We start from the raw sequence: 17,572 nt of genomic DNA on the forward strand, positions 1-17,572 counted from the left end.
GTGGGGTCTCCCCATGTGAGAGTAGGGAACTGCCAGGCATCAAACAAGTGAAGAGGCCATCCGCAAGGATGGCCTTTTTGCGTTTGTTTGCTGAAAAACGGCAGGCCTTAAGAAGCCGTCACCCGGCAGATTTCAGACTGCACACCACGCCGAAATAAACGCTGCAATCCCCTCCACATTATTTAAATCCAGAACCGGTACTTTCAGCGTCAACGCAACGTCACTGGCCACGGCAATCACATGTTCATCCAGCGTTAACTCACTTACGTCATGTCCGGCATCGCTTCTGAATAGCAGGATCTTCGCAACAGCCTCATGCTTAAACCCCTCAACCAGCACCAGATCCAGCGTGGAGTGATCCATCCGGCTGACAAGATAAGCGAGATCCAGCGGTGCTTCATCCGGTGTTTCTGTCATTAACGCCCAGCGCTGGTTACTCGCCACCATCGTTTGTGCAGCGCCAGCCTTACGCAGCTCATAGCTATCTTTCCCCGGTTTATCGACATCCATGTTATGGTGCGTATGCTTAATCAATCCGGGACGAATGCCTTTGGCGCAAAGTGCAGGTATCAGTTTTTTTAGCAGCGAAGTTTTCCCGGTGCCACTCCAGGCTGAGATCGCTAATACGGGTATCATTTTCTCTCCTGCATCATCTGCAAATCTTCCGTCGTGTTTACATTCACAAACGCCGATTTCATGTCGCTGAAATCAACGGAATGCCCTCCGGACTGGCGCATAAATACCATGACGCGTCGCTCTCCTGCGGCCAGGTAATCTTCCAGCGCGGATATTAACGAGCGATTAATCAATGCGATCGTTGGATGGTCGCGTTCACCGTCGTGTACCCAGACGACGGGAGCACCACCGCGCCGCTGCACCAGACGTTCAACCAGACAGGACGGGATGAAGGGCGTATCACATGAACAAAAGAGAAACCACTCTCCGTACGACTGCTGCATAACAGAAAGCATTCCCGCCAGCGGACCGGGGTAGTCCATCAGGTTATCCTGATAAACCGGATACCCGCTGCGCTGATAAATATCAACATGTCGGTTAGCGCTGATCGCCATCGATGACACCTGATCTGCAAGCGTATCAGCAACATGCTGCCATAATGGTGTGTTGTTCAGGAGCTGAAGTCCCTTATCCTTTCCACCCATTCGCGTTGCCCTGCCCCCGGCCAGAACAACCCCGATGATTTCCTGGCATTGATTCACGAATATCGCCTCTTTTATTGTGGGATTGACCCTGCTAACGTGTCTCTCTAAATGAAAGGAGCACTACCATGAAATGTAAACGTCTTAATGAAGTCATTGAGCTTCTCCAGCCGGCCTGGCAAAAAGAGCCAGAGCTGAATCTGATGCAATTTTTACAGAAACTGGCGAAAGAGTCAGGTTTTGATGGCGAACTGGCGGACCTTTCTGACGACATCCTGATCTACCACCTGAAAATGCGTGACTCGGCTAAAGATGCTGTTATTCCTGGCATTCAGAAAGATTATGAAGAGGATTTTAAAACCGCATTACTGCGCGCCCGAGGCGTAATTAAAGAGTAAAAGCTTGTAAGCGGAGCCACCGAAATCGCCACAAGATGATATCCTGAATCATTCGTATAATTTCCGGATGATCGGATGAACGACCAGGCTTTTACTTTCCAGACACTACACCCGGATACCATTATGGATGCGCTGTTCGAGCAGGGTATTCGGGTGGATTCCGGGTTAACCGCTTTAAACAGCTACGAAAACCGTGTCTACCAATTTCAGGACGAAGAGCGCCAGCGCTTTGTCGTAAAGTTTTACCGTCCACAGCGCTGGTCCGCAGAACAAATTCAGGAAGAACATCAGTTTGCCCACGATCTACTGGATGATGATGTTCCCGTTGCGGCACCGATTAAATTCAATAACCAAACGCTGCTGACCCATCAGGGCTTTTACTACGCGGTATTTCCGAGCCTGGGCGGAAGACAGTTTGAGGCAGATAATATCGATCAGATGGAATGGGTTGCCCGCTATCTGGGGCGCATTCATCAGACGGGACGTAAAAAACCGTTTGTTGCCCGTCCGACGATTGGTGTTCAGGAATATCTTATTGAGCCGCGACAGGTATTCGAAACATCGGCGCTGATCCCGAATGCACTAAAGGATAATTTCCTCACGGCGACCGATAAGCTTATTGATGCTGTAAAAGCCTGCTGGCGGGATGATATTACTACTCTGCGCCTGCACGGTGACTGCCACGCCGGGAATATTCTCTGGCGCGATGGGCCGCTATTTGTCGATCTTGATGACGCACGTATGGGACCCGCGGTGCAGGATCTATGGATGCTACTCAACGGTGATAAAGCCGAGCAGCGCATGCAGCTTGAGACCATAATTGAAGCTTATGAAGAATTTATCCCCTTTAATTCAGACGAAATTGCCTTGATAGAGCCTTTACGTGCGATGCGATTTGTTTATTATCTCGCGTGGTTAATCAGGCGTTGGGAAGACCCGGCTTTTCCCCGAAATTTCCCCTGGCTTACCGGGGAGGATTACTGGCGCAACCAGATATCCACATTTACCGAGCAGGTTAAGGTTCTACAGGAACCCCCTTTGCAATTAACGCCGATGTATTAATTGGACACACCCAGGAGAGAGTTGATCATGAAAAAAATTTGGCTGGCGCTGGCTGGTATGATTCTGGCATTTAGCGCAACTGCTGCGCAGTTTACCGACGGCAAGCAGTACATTACGCTAGACAAGCCTGTTGCTGGCGAGCCTCAGGTGCTGGAGTTCTTCTCCTTCTACTGCCCGCACTGCTACGAGTTTGAGCAGGTACTTCATGTTTCTGACAACGTGAAGAAAAAGCTGCCGGAAGGCACCAAAATGACGAAATACCACGTTGAGTTCCTTGGCCCACTGGGCAAAGATCTGACTCAGGCATGGGCGGTCGCGATTGCGCTGGGTGTGGAAGATAAGATCACCGCGCCTATGTTTGAAGCCGTACAGAAAACCCAGACCGTACAAACTACGGCAGATATCCGTAAAGTGTTCGTAGATGCCGGTGTGAAAGGTGAAGACTACGACGCTGCCTGGAACAGTTTTGTGGTGAAATCTCTCGTGGCACAGCAGGAAAAAGCTGCCGCTGACTTCCAGTTGCAGGGCGTGCCGGCGATGTATGTTAACGGCAAATACCAGGTGAATATGCGTGGTATGGACACGACCAGCATGGATATCTTCGTACAACAGTACGCTGATACCGTGAAATACCTGGTTGAGAAAAAGTAACAACCATAAAGAAAAACGCCGGTCACTGACCGGCGTTTTTGTATGAAGATTTAATCTTCGCTATCTGCTCGTCTTTCTCTTTCCAGAGTGTATTAAGCCAAAGCTGGAAACGACGTTTGAAGTTTTTATCGTTGACGTAATCCCCGTGCAGTTCAGTATTGACGGGCACCAGCTCAACGCGGACAACGATACGCGTCAGCCTGCCGCTGAGCATGTCGTAGAATGGCGTCCTGTCGTTTTCCGGATAGCAGAGCGTTACGTTCAACAATTTATCGAACTGCTCACCCAGCACGTTGAGCGCCATTGCGATGCCCGCAGCCTTTGGCGGCAACAGGTTCTGATAAGGAGAGCGAGTTTGCTGGCGCTTCTCTTCGGTAAAACGCGATCCTTCGACGAAGTTAACAATGGTGGTGGGATGCGCGCGAAACTTCTCGCAAGAACGGCGCGTGGTTTCCACGTCCTTACCGCGGCGTTCCGGATGACGAATCAAATAGCTGCGTGAATAGCGTTTCATAAACGGCATATCCAGCGCCCAGCAGGCCAGACCAATGAAAGGCACCCAGGCCAGCTGCTGTTTCAGAAAGTATTTATTCATCGGAATGTGTTTGCGAAACAGTACGCACAATACAACAATGTCGGCCCAGCTGTGGTGATTGCAGATCAGCAGATACCAGTTCTTTTTGTTCAGCTTCTCCAGACCCTGAACGTCCCACTTCAGCCAGGGGTTCAGATGCAGCAGGATCGCCAGGCCTTCACACCAGCAGTACATCATAAAATTACAAAAAGCAGACACCGCGCGCCATACCGGAGGGACAGGCAACAGGAGCTTAATTATTCCGGCAACGATGATTGGCACAGAACAGGCGATAGTAACCAGAATAGTTAAAATGACGCTTAATAATAATGTTATCGCAGCGAGTATTCTCGACATGATGAATTTTTTCAGATAGTTAGCTGTAATTGAGCAGCCGGCTATCCGGTGCTGGGCGCCGATCTTATCAGAAATTCGCTCAGACCAGGGCGCTTTCACACCAGGAGGTCGCGGCTTTTCCTGGCAGGCCTCGAATTTTTCCCTATAGACAAGGTGCTTAAGCCTTATATCCACATAGACTAAATAACCATCAGTGAGGTGTGATCTTAATTGATCTTGTATTAATTGTTTGATTTAAATAGATAAATAAGTTTTCAATATCACTTTTATCAAGCTGTTATTCACCTGTATTAAAAATATGCACAAACTTATCCACAGTTTTGTTTTGCGAGCGATCTTCCCGATCGCAAAATCTTTTTCTGTATAAAGCGCTAAAACCTGATGTTTTCATCCTTCTGTGGCATCCTTTACCCATAAATTCATAACAGGCACGGACATTATGGTTCAGATCCCAGAAAACCCACTTATACTCGTCGATGGCTCTTCTTACCTGTATCGGGCGTATCATGCGTTTCCTCCTCTGACCAACAGCGCAGGGGAACCTACCGGCGCAATGTACGGCGTGCTGAATATGCTGCGCAGCCTGATTCTGCAATACCACCCAACCCATGCGGCCGTGGTGTTTGATGCGAAGGGTAAAACCTTCCGCGATGAATTATTTGAGCATTACAAATCACACCGTCCCCCTATGCCTGACGATCTGCGTGCGCAGATTGAACCGCTGCACGCTATGGTGAAAGCGATGGGGCTGCCACTGCTGGCGGTCTCTGGCGTTGAAGCTGACGACGTTATTGGTACCCTGGCGCGCGAAGCGGAAAAAGCAGGCCGCCCGGTTCTGATCAGTACCGGTGATAAAGACATGGCGCAGCTGGTAACGCCAGGGATTACGCTGATCAACACCATGACAAACACCATTCTTGGCCCGGAAGAAGTGGTCGCCAAATATGGTGTGCCGCCAGAGCTAATTATTGATTTCCTCGCCCTGATGGGCGATTCCTCGGATAACATTCCTGGCGTGCCGGGCGTGGGTGAAAAAACAGCTCAGGCGCTGCTGCAAGGGCTGGGCGGGCTGGATACGCTGTATGCAGAGTCCGACAAAATTGCCGGTCTTACCTTCCGTGGCGCAAAAACCATGGCCGGAAAGCTCGCCGATAACAAAGAGGTGGCTTATCTCTCCTATCAGTTGGCCACCATCAAAACTGACGTAGAGCTGGAGCTTACCTGCGAGCAGCTGGAAGTGCAGGAACTCGCCGCCGACGAACTGCTTGGTCTGTTCAGAAAATACGAATTTAAACGCTGGACCGCGGATGTTGAAGCCGGTAAATGGCTTCAGGCGAAAGGGGCTAAATCTGCGGCGAAGCCGAAAGAGACCATCGTTGTCGATGCCGTAGAGCAGGCAGAAGAAGAGGCGATAGCGCTCTCCTTCGACAACTATGAAACCATCCTGGAAGAGTCACGGCTCGTCGCCTGGATTGAAAAGCTAAAAAAAGCGCCAGTATTTGCTTTCGATACCGAAACGGACAGCCTTGATAACATTACGGCTAATATGGTGGGTCTGTCATTCGCGACGGAGCCGGGTGTTGCCGCCTATGTTCCGGTTGCTCACGACTATCTGGATGCGCCGGAGCAAATCTCCCGCGAGCGCGCCTTAGAACTACTGAAGCCGATTCTGGAAGACGAGAAAGCGCTGAAGGTCGGGCAAAACCTGAAGTATGACCGCGGTATTCTGCAAAACTACGGCATTGAGCTGCGTGGTATCGCTTTTGACACCATGCTTGAATCTTACATTCTGGACAGCGTGGCGGGCCGCCATGATATGGATTCCTTATCCGATCGTTGGCTGAAACACAAAACCATCACCTTTGAAGAAATTGCCGGTAAGGGTAAAAATCAGCTGACCTTTAACCAGATCGCGCTGGAAGAGGCAGGCCGCTACGCCGCGGAAGACGCTGACGTCACGCTACAGCTGCATCTCAAAATGTGGCCGAAATTGCAGAAGCACGAAGGGCCGCTGAATGTGTTCCGGAACATTGAGATGCCGCTGGTGCCTGTGCTGTCCCGCATTGAGCGCAATGGCGTTAAAATCGACCCAACGGTGCTGCATAACCACTCTGGTGAGCTGGCGCAGCGCCTGACCGAGCTTGAACAGAAAGCGCATGAGCTTGCTGGCGAGGCATTTAACCTGTCTTCACCGAAACAGCTGCAAACCATCCTGTTTGAAAAACAGGGTATCAAGCCGCTGAAGAAAACCCCGGGCGGCGCTCCTTCAACGTCTGAAGAGGTGCTGGAAGAGCTGGCTCTGGACTATCCGCTGCCAAAAGTTATTCTGCAATACCGCGGTCTGGCTAAGCTGAAATCGACCTATACCGACAAACTGCCGTTGATGATCAACCCGAAAACGGGCCGCGTGCACACCTCCTATCACCAGGCTGTGGCGGCGACCGGGCGACTTTCGTCAACCGATCCTAACCTTCAGAACATTCCGGTGCGTAATGAAGAGGGCCGCCGTATTCGCCAGGCTTTCATTGCGCCAGAGGATTATCTGATTGTCTCCGCGGACTACTCGCAAATCGAACTGCGTATTATGGCGCACCTGTCACGCGACAAAGGCCTGCTGACGGCCTTTGCCGAAGGGAAGGACATTCACCGGGCAACCGCTGCCGAAGTGTTTGGGCTGCCGCTGGAGAGCGTGACAAATGAGCAGCGTCGTAGCGCAAAAGCGATCAACTTCGGTCTGATTTACGGCATGAGTGCCTTTGGTCTTTCACGCCAGCTCAATATTCCGCGTAAAGAGTCGCAGAAGTATATGGATCTCTACTTCGAGCGGTATCCGGGCGTGCTGGAATATATGGAACGTACCCGCGCGCAGGCGAAAGAGAAAGGCTACGTTGAAACGCTGGATGGCCGTCGTCTCTACCTTCCGGACATCAAATCCAGCAACGCCGCGCGCCGCGCGGGTGCTGAACGTGCTGCGATTAACGCCCCTATGCAGGGCACTGCGGCGGACATCATTAAACGCGCAATGATCGCCGTCGATGCCTGGTTGGAAAAAGAGAAGCCGCGCGTGAAAATGATCATGCAGGTACACGATGAACTGGTCTTTGAAGTTCATAAAGACGATCTGGAGACGGTCTCTCAGAAGATCCATGAACTGATGGAAAACAGCATGAAGCTGGACGTTCCGTTGCTGGTGGAAGTGGGTAGCGGCGAAAACTGGGATCAGGCTCACTAAGGGCTAACGGAATAACGCGCGTTTTATGTAAGTAAGCAACATAAGTACGCGCGTTTTGTGACGATCATTAGAATTCCCTATGTAAAGAATGAAAAAAAACTACAAAAAGTGCTTTGTCCAGCGATAAAAAAAGAGTAGAGTTAACGACGTAGGGTACAGAGGTAAGATGTTCTATCTTTCAGACCTTTTACTTCACGTAATCGGATTTGGCTGAATATTTTAGCCGCCCCAGTCAGTAATGACTGGGGCGTTTTTTATTGCGGCAAAGAAAGTTTCAGGCGAAAAAAGCGCGGTCATCGCCGCGCCTGTTATTACTCTGCTTCCGCTTCTGTCGCCGGTTCCAGATCGTTAAACCAGCTGTCGAGCTTCTGACGCAGTTTATCCACGCCCTGCTTTTTCAGCGAGGAGAACGGTTCAACCTGTACATCACCGTTGAATGCCAGCACCGCTTCACGAACCTTATTCACCTGTGCCTTGCGCGCGCCGCTCGCCAGCTTATCCGCTTTTGTCAGCAGTACCAGCACCGCAATATCGCTTGCCACCGCCCAGTCAATCATCTGCTGGTCGAGATCTTTCAGCGGATGACGAATATCCATCAGCACCACCAGGCCTTTCAGACACATGCGTTTTTCCAGGTATTCACCCAGCGCACGCTGCCATTTGATCTTCATCTCTTCCGGTACCTGCGCGTAACCGTAGCCCGGTAAATCGACCAGGCGTTTGCCTTCAGCCACTTCAAACAGGTTAATCAGTTGTGTACGGCCAGGTGTTTTTGAGGTACGCGCCAGGTTTTTCTGATTGGTCAGCGTATTCAGGGCACTGGATTTTCCCGCATTGGAGCGGCCAGCAAATGCCACTTCAATCCCTGTGTCTGAGGGCAGGTGGCGAATATCGGGCGCACTGGTGACAAAATGCGTCTGTTGGTAGTTCCAGGTAGTCACGTGGTCGTCTCCAAAAATCGTAATCTGCGGGGATTATACCTGAATGCGGGCAAAAGGCTTTTCCCTTCGTCATTGACATGTAAGTGAAAGCCCTGCGAAATGTAAGAGATTTGCCCTTAAGCGTATGAGAAATTTAAGAGAAATCGCAGGGGCTAAAAAACTCAAGATATTAAAATTCAAAGAGTTATTAATGAGTAATTATCTGAAAATCCGGTTTTGTACCTTTTCGTTGCTTGTTAGTTTAAAGGAACAAGGTAAAGTGTGTGCTACGGCGAGGATGCCAACAGGATAACGACTTAAGGATAAGGGTCAGGAGCGCCAGGAGGCGAAGACTCAGGATTGTCAGGATGACCGGCGCCTGGAGGCGTTTTTAACAGGAAACGGAACCGTATCACGGACGGTAGTAGCCAAGGGATAAACAGGGTTTGTTGCAGGCAAACAGGGAATGTCTGACCCGTTAAGGGTTGTGAGTCAGGAAAAAAGGCGACAGATTGCTCTGTCGCCTTTTTTCTTTGCTTGCTTTCTGCTAGATTTCGCCGCAATTCTATACTGAAGAAAACGACTTAAAGATAAAACATCATGAAAAAACCGACCTCCGCTGCGGGCGCGAAACGCCCTGCAAAAGCACGCCGCAAAACGCGCGAAGAACTGAATCAGGAAGCGCGCGATCGCAAACGCGATAAAAAACATCGTGGCCATGCTGCGGGTAGCCGTGCTAACGGTGGCGGTGCCGCAGGCGCTTCTGCAAAAGGCAAACAGCAGAAAGATCCTCGTATCGGCAGTAAAACTCCCATTCCACTGGGCGTGACAGACACCCCGGTCACTAAGCAGCACAAACCAAAGAGCGAGAAACCTATGCTTTCACCGCAGGCTGAGCTGGATTTGCTGGAGAACGATGAGCGCCTGGACGCGCTGCTGGAACGTCTTGAAGAGGGTGAAACCTTGACCGCCGAAGAGCAGTCATGGGTGGATGCCAAACTGGATCGCATCGACGAGCTGATGCAGAAGCTGGGTCTGTCTTACGATGACGAAGACGACGAAGAAGAAGACGAAAAGCAGGAAGATATGATGCGTCTTCTGAAGGGTGGAAACTAACATTTGCACCCGGCAGGTACACTCGTCCTGCTTATAACCCTTCCGGTTATATGTTATCTGGTGTGGTTATTCGTTAAACTACGGCGGTTGTCGCGGCGACAGAAGTGGCTGCGCACCCGAATGATGGCCCGCAACGGGACCAGAACGGGCCGCCGTATACGAACGCGACACCAACGGAAGGAGTGAGCATGTCTGTACCATCTATCGACTGGGATTTGGCCCTGATCCAGAAATATAACTATTCCGGGCCGCGTTATACCTCATACCCCACCGCGCTGGAGTTTTCTGACGCTTTCGGCGAGGCGGATTTTCAGCATGCTGTGGTGCGCTATCCCGAGCGCCCGCTGTCGCTCTACGTCCATATTCCATTCTGCCATAAGCTCTGCTACTTCTGCGGCTGCAATAAAATCGTTACCCGCCAGCAGCACAAAGCCGATCAATACCTCGATGCGCTCGAACAGGAAATTCTGCACCGCGCACCGCTGTTTAAAGGGCGTCACGTTAGCCAGCTTCACTGGGGCGGTGGTACGCCAACCTATCTGAATAAAGCGCAGATCAGCCGCCTGATGGCGCTGCTGCGCGACAATTTCAGTTTTAACGACGACGCCGAAATTTCGATCGAGGTCGATCCACGTGAAATCGAGCTGGATGTGCTGGATCATTTACGCGCTGAAGGCTTCAACCGCCTGAGTATGGGCGTACAGGACTTCAATAAAGAAGTACAGCGCCTGGTAAACCGCGAGCAGGACGAAGCGTTTATCTTTGCCTTACTCAACCATGCGCGTGAAATCGGCTTTACCTCAACGAATATAGACCTGATTTACGGCCTGCCGAAGCAGACGCCGGAGAGCTTCGCCTACACGCTTAAACGCGTGGCTGAGCTTAACCCGGACCGTCTGAGCGTCTTTAATTACGCGCACCTGCCGACGCTGTTCGCCGCTCAGCGCAAAATCAAAGATGCGGATCTGCCTTCCGCCCAGCAGAAGCTAGACATTTTGCAGGAGACCATCGCCTCGCTGACCGAAACCGGCTATCAGTTTATCGGGATGGATCACTTTGCCCGCCCTGACGACGAACTGGCAATTGCCCAGCGCGAAGGTGTTCTCCACCGTAACTTCCAGGGTTACACCACCCAGGGCGATACCGATCTGCTCGGAATGGGCGTCTCCGCCATTAGCATGATTGGCGACTGCTACGCTCAGAACCAGAAAGAGCTGAAGCTGTACTACCAGCAGGTTGATGAAACGGGTAACGCATTGTGGCGCGGCATTGCGTTAACGCGTGACGACTGCATCCGTCGTGATGTGATTAAGGCGCTTATCTGCAACTTCCGTCTCGAATTCCGCGAGGTGGAGTCGCAATGGGATCTGCAATTCAGCGATTACTTTGCCGAAGACCTGAAACTCCTTGCGCCGCTGGCGAAGGACGGGCTGGTGGATGTGTCGGAAAGCGCGGTGGTCGTTACGCCGAAAGGACGTCTGTTGATTCGTAATATCTGCATGTGCTTCGATGCCTATCTGCGTCAGAAGGCGCGTTTACAGCAGTTCTCGCGGGTGATTTAAGTTGAAAAGCCGGGTAAGCGAAGCGCCACCCGGCTTTTCATCAACAGCTCGTTAGCTAAACAGCCCAACCAGCGCCGCACACAGCACCGCCGCAACGGCAGTTTGTGGCGTGTGGCTTTCTGCTGCTCCGCTCGAAAGCAAAGTCACTAATGATTCCAGCATGATGCTCCCCCCTGTTTCCGGGCACGATCATACAAAACTCATCGGAACAGTAAAGCGCAAAATAACGGCACTTTGCGCTCAATTAGTAACCTTTACACAGCGGAGTAAGATCACTCCATTCCCAGCTCTTTCAGCTTGCGCGTCAGGGTGTTTCGACCCCATCCCAACAGGCGAGCCGCTTCCTGTTTGTGGCCCTGGGTATGACGAAGCGCGGTAGTTAACAGCGTGCGCTCCATCTCAGGCTGCGCTTCGGAGAGCAGATTTTGATGACCGGAACGCAGCGCGCGATCTGCCCACTGCGCCAGCAGCGTCGCCCAGCTGTCCGGCAGCGCATGTCCGGCGGTGCTTTCGGGCACGGTGGCTTCAAACAGCTCGGCGGGGAGATCCTGAATCAACACTTCCTGTCCGGCGGCCATCACGGTCAGCCAGCGACAGGTGTTTTCCAGCTGACGCACGTTGCCAGGCCACGCCAGACGGGTGAGGGCGGCATCCGTTTCCGGATGAAGCTGCTTGGCTTCCACGCCCAGCTCGCGGGCCGCCACTTGCAGGAAATGGCGCGCCAGACGCGGGATATCTTCCCGACGCTCGCGCAGCGGCGGCAGGTGGACACGGATCACGTTCAGACGATGGAATAAATCCTCACGGAATTTCCCCTCCTGCACGCGCAGCTCCAGGTTCTGGTGCGTCGCGGCAATAATACGCACGTCCACCTTCACCGGCGCATACCCGCCCACGCGGTAAAACTGGCCATCTGCCAGCACGCGCAGCAGTCGGGTCTGAACATCCAGCGGCATATCGCCGATTTCATCCAGGAAAAGCGTGCCGCCGTCAGCCTGTTCAAAGCGTCCCTGACGAATGGTATTGGCTCCGGTAAACGCCCCTTTTTCGTGGCCGAACAGCTCAGATTCAATTAAATCCTTAGGGATCGCTGCCATGTTCAGGGCGATAAAGGGGGCTTTCGCCCGCGGGCTGTGGCGATGCAGGGCGTGTGCAACCAGCTCTTTACCGGTCCCTGATTCACCGTTAATCAAGACGCTGATAGACGAGCGCGACAGACGCCCGATGATGCGAAACACGTCCTGCATGGCCGGCGCTTCACCGATGATGTCCGTCGTAGGCCCGAAATCCGGCGCGTGGCGGGGCTGCTGTTGCTCCTGATAGTGGCTGATGGCGCGTTCGACCAGGGCAACGGCTTCGTCGATATCAAACGGTTTTGGCAGATAATCAAACGCCCCCTGCTGGTAGGCGCTAACGGCGGCATCCAGGTCGGAGTGGGCGGTCATTATGATGACCGGAAGCATGGGGTGGCGCTGTTTGATCTGCTTTAAGAGCGCCAGTCCGTCCATGCCCGGCATGCGAATATCCGAGAGCAGAACGTCCGGCGTTTTGGTGGTGAGTGCGTCGAGCACCTCGCTGCCGCTCTCAAACGTCGTGCAGCTTAATCCCGCTCCTGTGAGTGCGCGTTCAAGCACCCAACGGATGGAGCTATCGTCATCGACTACCCAGACTATCCCTCGTTGCATAAACGTCACCTTTATTTTTTAATCGGCAGGAAAACCGAAAACTCGGTATGTCCCGGCCAACTGGTAAATTCAATTTTGCCGGAGTGTTGGTCAATCAAATTACGGGCTATGGATAACCCCAGCCCGGTGCCGCCTTCGCGACCGCTGACCATCGGGTAGAACAGAGTGTCCTGGAGATGTGGCGGGATCCCCGGCCCGTTATCTTCCACATCAATACGTGCCGCCAGACGATAACGCACGCCGTGCAGCGTCAGCTGGAACGCGGTGCGGGTACGCAGAATAATTTCGCCACCCTCCGGGCCCAGCGCCTGCAACGCGTTACGCACAATGTTCAACAGCACCTGTTCAATCTGGTCCGGATCGTGCGCCAGCTCCGGCAGGCTTGGGTCGTAATCACGCACCAGCGTGACGTTATCCGGCAGCTCCATAGAGACGAGTTTCACCACCCGCTCCGCGACCTTGTGAATGCTTTCTGAAACATGCATCCCCGGCTGCTGTGGCCCGAGCAGGCGATCGACCAGATTACGCAGACGGTCCGCCTGCTCAATAATGACGTTGGTATACTCCGCCAGGGCAGGGTCAGGCAGCGCTTTGGTCAAAAGCTGTGCCGCACCGCGTAAGCCGCCCAGCGGGTTTTTGATCTCATGGGCCAGCCCGCGCACCAGGTCGCGTGCCGCAATCTGCTGCGCATGCTGAAGCTGCTCCTGGCTGAGACGACGTTGGTTATCCATCGGCGCCATTTCCAGCAGAATCATGCCATCTGGCAGGCGCTGTGCGGTGAGGGACAAAATATGCGAGCGTCCGTCAATCACCAGCGTCACTTCGTTATCGGTGAAGCCCTGACCCGCCTGCAAACTCTCCTGCATCAGACCAATATTCAGCGAGAAATAGCTCAGCAGTTCCGGCAGCGGCGTGCCAAACAGTTTTCTGGCGCTTTGGGCGAGCAGCTGTTGCGCCGCCGGGTTGGCGTAATGCACCGCCAGCTCGTCGTCGACCAGCAAAATACTGTTAATCAAAGAATTGAGGATCTGCCCAGCATCGGGCAGCGTGCCAGTTGCCATTCAGCAGTCTCCTGGAGTCGTTGCACTATTTTAGTGCAGTATAGCGTTTTAGAGGTAAAAAGCGCGTGAGATCAGGTTGTTGGTGGAGAAAAAAGCCCATCCGAAGATGGGCTAAAGTTTCCACGGCAACTACTCCCGACGCGTATGCGCCGAGTAAAACAAAACAATTAAACGCTGTAGTACAGTTCAAACTCAACCGGGTGCGGCGTCATGCGAACGCGGTCGTTTTCTTCGGTACGCAGCGCGATGTAAGCGTCGATAGCTTCATCGGTGAACACGCCGCCAGCGGTCAGGAACTCGCGGTCTGCGTCCAGCGCTTGCAGGGCTTCTTCCAGAGAGCCGGCAACCTGTGGGATCTCTTTCGCTTCTTCTGGCGGCAGGTCGTACAGGTTTTTGTCCATGGCTTCGCCCGGGTGGATCTTGTTCTTGATACCGTCCAGACCGGCCATCAGCAGTGCTGCGAAGCACAGGTATGGGTTAGCCGCCGGGTCCGGGAAGCGCACTTCGATACGACGCGCTTTCGGAGACGCAACCACCGGGATACGGATAGAAGCAGAACGGTTACGGGCAGAGTACGCCAGCATCACGGGTGCTTCGTAGCCTGGAACCAGACGCTTGTAGGAGTTCGTGGTCGGGTTCGCCAGGGCGTTGATCGCTTTAGCGTGTTTGATAACACCGCCGATGTAGTGCAGCGCCTGCTCAGACAGACCCGCATACTTGTCACCAGAGAACAGGTTGGTGCCGTTCTTGGACAGGGACATGTGGCAGTGCATGCCGGAACCGTTGTCGCCAAACATTGGTTTTGGCATGAAGGTCGCGGTTTTACCGAAACGGTGCGCAACGTTGTGTACAACGTATTTGTAGATCTGAATCTCATCCGCTTTTTTGGTCATGGTGTTGAAGCGGGTAGCGATCTCGTTCTGGCCAGCCGTTGCCACTTCGTGGTGGTGCGCTTCAACAACCAGGCCCATCTCTTCCATGATCAGACACATGGTAGAACGGATGTCCTGTGAAGAATCGACCGGAGGAACCGGGAAGTAACCGCCTTTCACGCCCGGACGGTGACCTTTGTTACCACCTTCGTACTTGGTGGAAGAGTTCCATGCGCCTTCGATGTCATCGATAGCGACGTGGGAGCCAGAAATGGAAGCGCCAAAACGGATGTCGTCGAACAGGAAGAACTCTGGCTCTGGCCCGAACAGAACGGTGTCTGCGATGCCGGTAGAGCGCAGGTACTCTTCAGCGCGTTTTGCGATGGAGCGTGGGTCACGGTCATAGCCTTGCAGCGTGCCAGGTTCCAGAATATCGCAGCGGATGATCAGCGTAGGTTCTTCGTAGAACGGGTCAATGAGCGCAGTGGTTGCATCTGGCATCAGAACCATGTCGGATTCGTTAATGCCTTTCCAGCCGCCAATGGAGGAGCCGTCAAACATTTTGCCTTCTTCAAAGAATTCGGCGTTCACCTGATGAGCAGGGATCGTGACGTGCTGTTCTTTACCTTTGGTATCGGTGAAGCGCAGATCAACAAACTTCACTTCATGTTCGTTCAGCATCGTCAAAACGTGTTCAGCGGACATACTTAACTCTCCAGATTGGTCATTGTCGTCGTGGTAACGAGGTCTTCAAATCGGCTGGGCTGCCATATTTTTACTGTATTTCTGTAAAGCGAAATCTGTGCCAACTTTTAAAACACCCCAAAAAGGCGTTATCATGCGCACCATAGTGCAGAAGGGCTGCACCACATTGGATTTGTTGCACCATTATAGTGCTTCTGTGTGAACATCGAGCACCATATTGGTGCAATTTACGTTAAAGTGCCCTTTTACCGCTCCGTGAAAGCGATCACAAAGCATCTCTGCAATACTTGTTTGCGGGGGATGTTTGTGATCCTGTTTTGTAGTGCGATTAATCCGTGTACAATAACGCGCTATTTCTAAATGCCTGAGGCAAAGTTGTGATCGAAAAATTGCGTAATATCGCCATCATCGCGCACGTCGACCATGGTAAAACTACCCTGGTTGATAAGCTGCTACAGCAGTCCGGTACGTTTGATGCTCGTGCCGAAACTCAAGAGCGTGTGATGGACTCCAACGATTTGGAGAAAGAGCGTGGGATTACCATCCTCGCCAAAAACACCGCTATCAAATGGAATGACTACCGTATCAACATCGTTGATACCCCAGGGCACGCCGACTTCGGTGGTGAAGTTGAGCGCGTGATGTCCATGGTGGATTCCGTGCTGCTGGTGGTTGACGCATTTGATGGCCCTATGCCGCAAACGCGCTTCGTGACCAAAAAAGCATTTGCCCACGGCCTGAAACCTATCGTTGTGATCAACAAGGTTGACCGTCCTGGCGCGCGTCCTGACTGGGTTGTTGACCAGGTCTTCGACCTGTTCGTTAACCTCGACGCGACCGACGAACAGCTGGACTTCCCTATCGTTTATGCGTCTGCGCTGAACGGTATCGCCGGTCTGGATCACGAAGACATGGCGGAAGACATGACTCCGCTGTACCAGACGATTGTTGACCGCGTTCCTGCGCCAAACGTTGACCTGGAAGGCACCCTGCAAATGCAGATCTCTCAGCTCGACTACAACAACTATGTTGGCGTAATCGGCATTGGTCGTATCAAGCGCGGTAAAGTGAAGCCTAACCAGCAGGTCACTATCATCGATAGCGAAGGGAAAACCCGTAACGGTAAAGTCGGTAAAGTGCTGACTCACCTGGGTCTTGAGCGTATCGAGAGCGACATCGCTGAAGCGGGCGACATCATCGCTATCACCGGTCTGGGTGAACTGAACATCTCCGACACCATCTGCGATCCGCAGAACGTCGAAGCGCTGCCAGCCCTGTCCGTTGATGAACCAACCGTATCCATGTTCTTCAACGTCAACACCTCTCCGTTCTGTGGTAAAGAAGGTAAGTTCGTTACCTCTCGTCAGATCCTTGACCGCCTGAACAAAGAGCTGGTGCACAACGTTGCGCTGCGCGTTGAAGAAACCGAAGACGCTGATGCATTCCGCGTTTCGGGTCGTGGTGAGCTGCACCTGTCTGTTCTGATTGAGAACATGCGTCGTGAAGGTTTCGAGATGGCGGTTTCCCGTCCGAAAGTTATCTTCCGCGAAATCGATGGCCGTAAACAAGAGCCGTTCGAAAACGTAACGCTGGACGTTGAAGAGCAGCACCAGGGTTCTGTGATGCAGGCACTGGGTGAGCGTAAAGGCGACCTGAAAAACATGAATCCAGATGGCAAAGGCCGCGTACGTCTCGACTACGTGATCCCAAGCCGTGGCCTGATCGGCTTCCGTTCTGAGTTCATGACCATGACTTCCGGTACCGGTCTGCTGTACTCCACCTTCAGCCACTACGACGACGTTCGTCCGGGCGAAGTGGGCCAGCGTAACAACGGCGTGCTGATCTCCAACGGTCAGGGTAAAGCGGTTGCGTTTGCGCTGTTCGGTTTGCAGGATCGCGGTAAGCTGTTCCTGGGTCACGGTGCTGAAGTTTACGAAGGCCAGATCATCGGTATTCACAGCCGTTCTAACGACCTGACGGTAAACTGCCTGACCGGTAAGAAACTGACCAACATGCGTGCGTCCGGTACTGACGAAGCAACGGTTCTGGTTCCACCGATCAAGATGACGCTGGAGCAGGCTCTGGAATTCATCGATGATGACGAACTGGTCGAAGTGACGCCTCAGTCAATTCGTATCCGTAAACGTCACCTGACTGAGAACGATCGTAAACGTGCAATGCGCGGTGCGAAAGAAGAGTAATTCGGTTATGCCGTAGGCC

General features: G+C 52.8%; 15 protein-coding genes. 7 read left to right on the top strand and 8 right to left on the bottom strand.

Features of this window, described 5'->3' with window-relative positions; all coding sequences use genetic code 11:
- Positions 1-132: 132 nt before the first annotated feature.
- Both mobB and mobA read right to left on the bottom strand, forming a co-directional pair.
- Positions 133-636, bottom strand: coding sequence for a molybdopterin-guanine dinucleotide biosynthesis protein MobB (gene mobB, locus ACOTX1_RS18925; protein WP_003861899.1), 504 nt, complete (start codon positions 634-636; stop codon positions 133-135).
- A complete protein-coding gene (gene mobA / locus ACOTX1_RS18930; protein WP_003861901.1) occupies positions 633-1,217 on the bottom strand; it encodes a molybdenum cofactor guanylyltransferase MobA in 585 nt (194 codons plus the stop codon). Before mobA ends, mobB begins: the two co-directional genes overlap by 4 nt.
- A gap of 68 nt (positions 1,218-1,285) precedes the next feature.
- Between mobA and ACOTX1_RS18935 the strand changes: the two genes are divergently transcribed.
- From ACOTX1_RS18935 to dsbA, 3 genes are all read left to right on the top strand, one after another.
- Positions 1,286-1,555, top strand: coding sequence for a YihD family protein (locus ACOTX1_RS18935; protein WP_003861904.1), 270 nt, complete (start codon positions 1,286-1,288; stop codon positions 1,553-1,555).
- Between the two features lie 75 nt (positions 1,556-1,630).
- Entirely contained in the window at positions 1,631-2,617 is a 987-nt protein-coding gene (locus tag ACOTX1_RS18940) for a serine/threonine protein kinase (protein ID WP_003861905.1), read from the top strand.
- A 27-nt stretch (positions 2,618-2,644) separates the two neighbouring features.
- Entirely contained in the window at positions 2,645-3,268 is a 624-nt protein-coding gene (gene dsbA, locus ACOTX1_RS18945; protein ID WP_003861908.1) for a thiol:disulfide interchange protein DsbA, read from the top strand.
- A 22-nt stretch (positions 3,269-3,290) separates the two neighbouring features.
- Here dsbA and ACOTX1_RS18950 read toward each other — a convergent pair whose 3' ends face one another.
- Entirely contained in the window at positions 3,291-4,199 is a 909-nt protein-coding gene (locus ACOTX1_RS18950) for an acyltransferase (RefSeq protein WP_023315063.1), read from the bottom strand.
- Positions 4,200-4,638: 439 nt separating this feature from the next.
- On the opposite strand from ACOTX1_RS18950, the gene polA reads away from it, so the two are divergent.
- Complete coding sequence (gene polA / locus ACOTX1_RS18955; RefSeq protein WP_023315062.1) at positions 4,639-7,431, top strand: DNA polymerase I; 2,793 nt, start codon at positions 4,639-4,641, stop codon at positions 7,429-7,431.
- Positions 7,432-7,742: 311 nt separating this feature from the next.
- On the opposite strand, the gene yihA is transcribed toward polA, so the two are convergent.
- Positions 7,743-8,372: a ribosome biogenesis GTP-binding protein YihA/YsxC gene (gene yihA, locus ACOTX1_RS18960; RefSeq protein ID WP_003861913.1), complete on the bottom strand. Its 630-nt coding sequence runs from the start codon at positions 8,370-8,372 to the stop codon at positions 7,743-7,745.
- Positions 8,373-8,951: 579 nt separating this feature from the next.
- On the opposite strand from yihA, the gene yihI reads away from it, so the two are divergent.
- Together yihI and hemN are read left to right on the top strand one after the other, a co-directional pair.
- On the top strand, positions 8,952-9,467 hold the full coding sequence (gene yihI, locus ACOTX1_RS18965) for a Der GTPase-activating protein YihI (protein WP_014885763.1): 516 nt from the start codon (positions 8,952-8,954) through the stop codon (positions 9,465-9,467).
- Positions 9,468-9,655: 188 nt separating this feature from the next.
- Complete coding sequence (hemN, locus tag ACOTX1_RS18970; RefSeq protein WP_023315061.1) at positions 9,656-11,029, top strand: oxygen-independent coproporphyrinogen III oxidase; 1,374 nt, start codon at positions 9,656-9,658, stop codon at positions 11,027-11,029.
- Positions 11,030-11,080: 51 nt separating this feature from the next.
- On the opposite strand, the gene ACOTX1_RS18975 is transcribed toward hemN, so the two are convergent.
- From ACOTX1_RS18975 to glnA, 4 genes are all read right to left on the bottom strand, one after another.
- Positions 11,081-11,191, bottom strand: a complete 111-nt coding sequence (locus ACOTX1_RS18975; protein ID WP_017382667.1) for a YshB family small membrane protein — start codon at positions 11,189-11,191, stop codon at positions 11,081-11,083.
- Between the two features lie 110 nt (positions 11,192-11,301).
- The gene (glnG, locus tag ACOTX1_RS18980) at positions 11,302-12,714 is read right to left on the bottom strand and encodes a nitrogen regulation protein NR(I) (RefSeq protein ID WP_003861919.1); all 1,413 of its coding nucleotides are present in this window, start codon (positions 12,712-12,714) and stop codon (positions 11,302-11,304) included.
- A gap of 11 nt (positions 12,715-12,725) precedes the next feature.
- Positions 12,726-13,775: a nitrogen regulation protein NR(II) gene (glnL, locus tag ACOTX1_RS18985; protein WP_003861923.1), complete on the bottom strand. Its 1,050-nt coding sequence runs from the start codon at positions 13,773-13,775 to the stop codon at positions 12,726-12,728.
- A 167-nt stretch (positions 13,776-13,942) separates the two neighbouring features.
- Entirely contained in the window at positions 13,943-15,352 is a 1,410-nt protein-coding gene (gene glnA, locus ACOTX1_RS18990) for a glutamate--ammonia ligase (protein ID WP_003861925.1), read from the bottom strand.
- A 377-nt stretch (positions 15,353-15,729) separates the two neighbouring features.
- On the opposite strand from glnA, the gene typA reads away from it, so the two are divergent.
- A complete protein-coding gene (gene typA, locus ACOTX1_RS18995; RefSeq protein WP_006808726.1) occupies positions 15,730-17,553 on the top strand; it encodes a ribosome-dependent GTPase TypA in 1,824 nt (607 codons plus the stop codon).
- The last annotated feature ends 19 nt before the right edge of the window (positions 17,554-17,572 follow it).

This window comes from Enterobacter cloacae complex sp. IR5401, from assembly GCF_049238425.1.
GTDB lineage: Bacteria > Pseudomonadota > Gammaproteobacteria > Enterobacterales > Enterobacteriaceae > Enterobacter > Enterobacter hormaechei_C.

Coding starts and splice junctions, on each gene's coding strand:
- mobB (WP_003861899.1), bottom strand. CDS start 636: ATGATACCCGTATTAGCGATCTCAGCCTGGAGTGGCACCGGGAAAACT.
- ACOTX1_RS18935 (WP_003861904.1), top strand. CDS start 1,286: ATGAAATGTAAACGTCTTAATGAAGTCATTGAGCTTCTCCAGCCGGCC.
- ACOTX1_RS18940 (WP_003861905.1), top strand. CDS start 1,631: ATGAACGACCAGGCTTTTACTTTCCAGACACTACACCCGGATACCATT.
- dsbA (WP_003861908.1), top strand. CDS start 2,645: ATGAAAAAAATTTGGCTGGCGCTGGCTGGTATGATTCTGGCATTTAGC.
- ACOTX1_RS18950 (WP_023315063.1), bottom strand. CDS start 4,199: ATGTCGAGAATACTCGCTGCGATAACATTATTATTAAGCGTCATTTTA.
- polA (WP_023315062.1), top strand. CDS start 4,639: ATGGTTCAGATCCCAGAAAACCCACTTATACTCGTCGATGGCTCTTCT.
- yihI (WP_014885763.1), top strand. CDS start 8,952: ATGAAAAAACCGACCTCCGCTGCGGGCGCGAAACGCCCTGCAAAAGCA.
- hemN (WP_023315061.1), top strand. CDS start 9,656: ATGTCTGTACCATCTATCGACTGGGATTTGGCCCTGATCCAGAAATAT.
- ACOTX1_RS18975 (WP_017382667.1), bottom strand. CDS start 11,191: ATGCTGGAATCATTAGTGACTTTGCTTTCGAGCGGAGCAGCAGAAAGC.
- glnG (WP_003861919.1), bottom strand. CDS start 12,714: ATGCAACGAGGGATAGTCTGGGTAGTCGATGACGATAGCTCCATCCGT.
- glnL (WP_003861923.1), bottom strand. CDS start 13,775: ATGGCAACTGGCACGCTGCCCGATGCTGGGCAGATCCTCAATTCTTTG.
- glnA (WP_003861925.1), bottom strand. CDS start 15,352: ATGTCCGCTGAACACGTTTTGACGATGCTGAACGAACATGAAGTGAAG.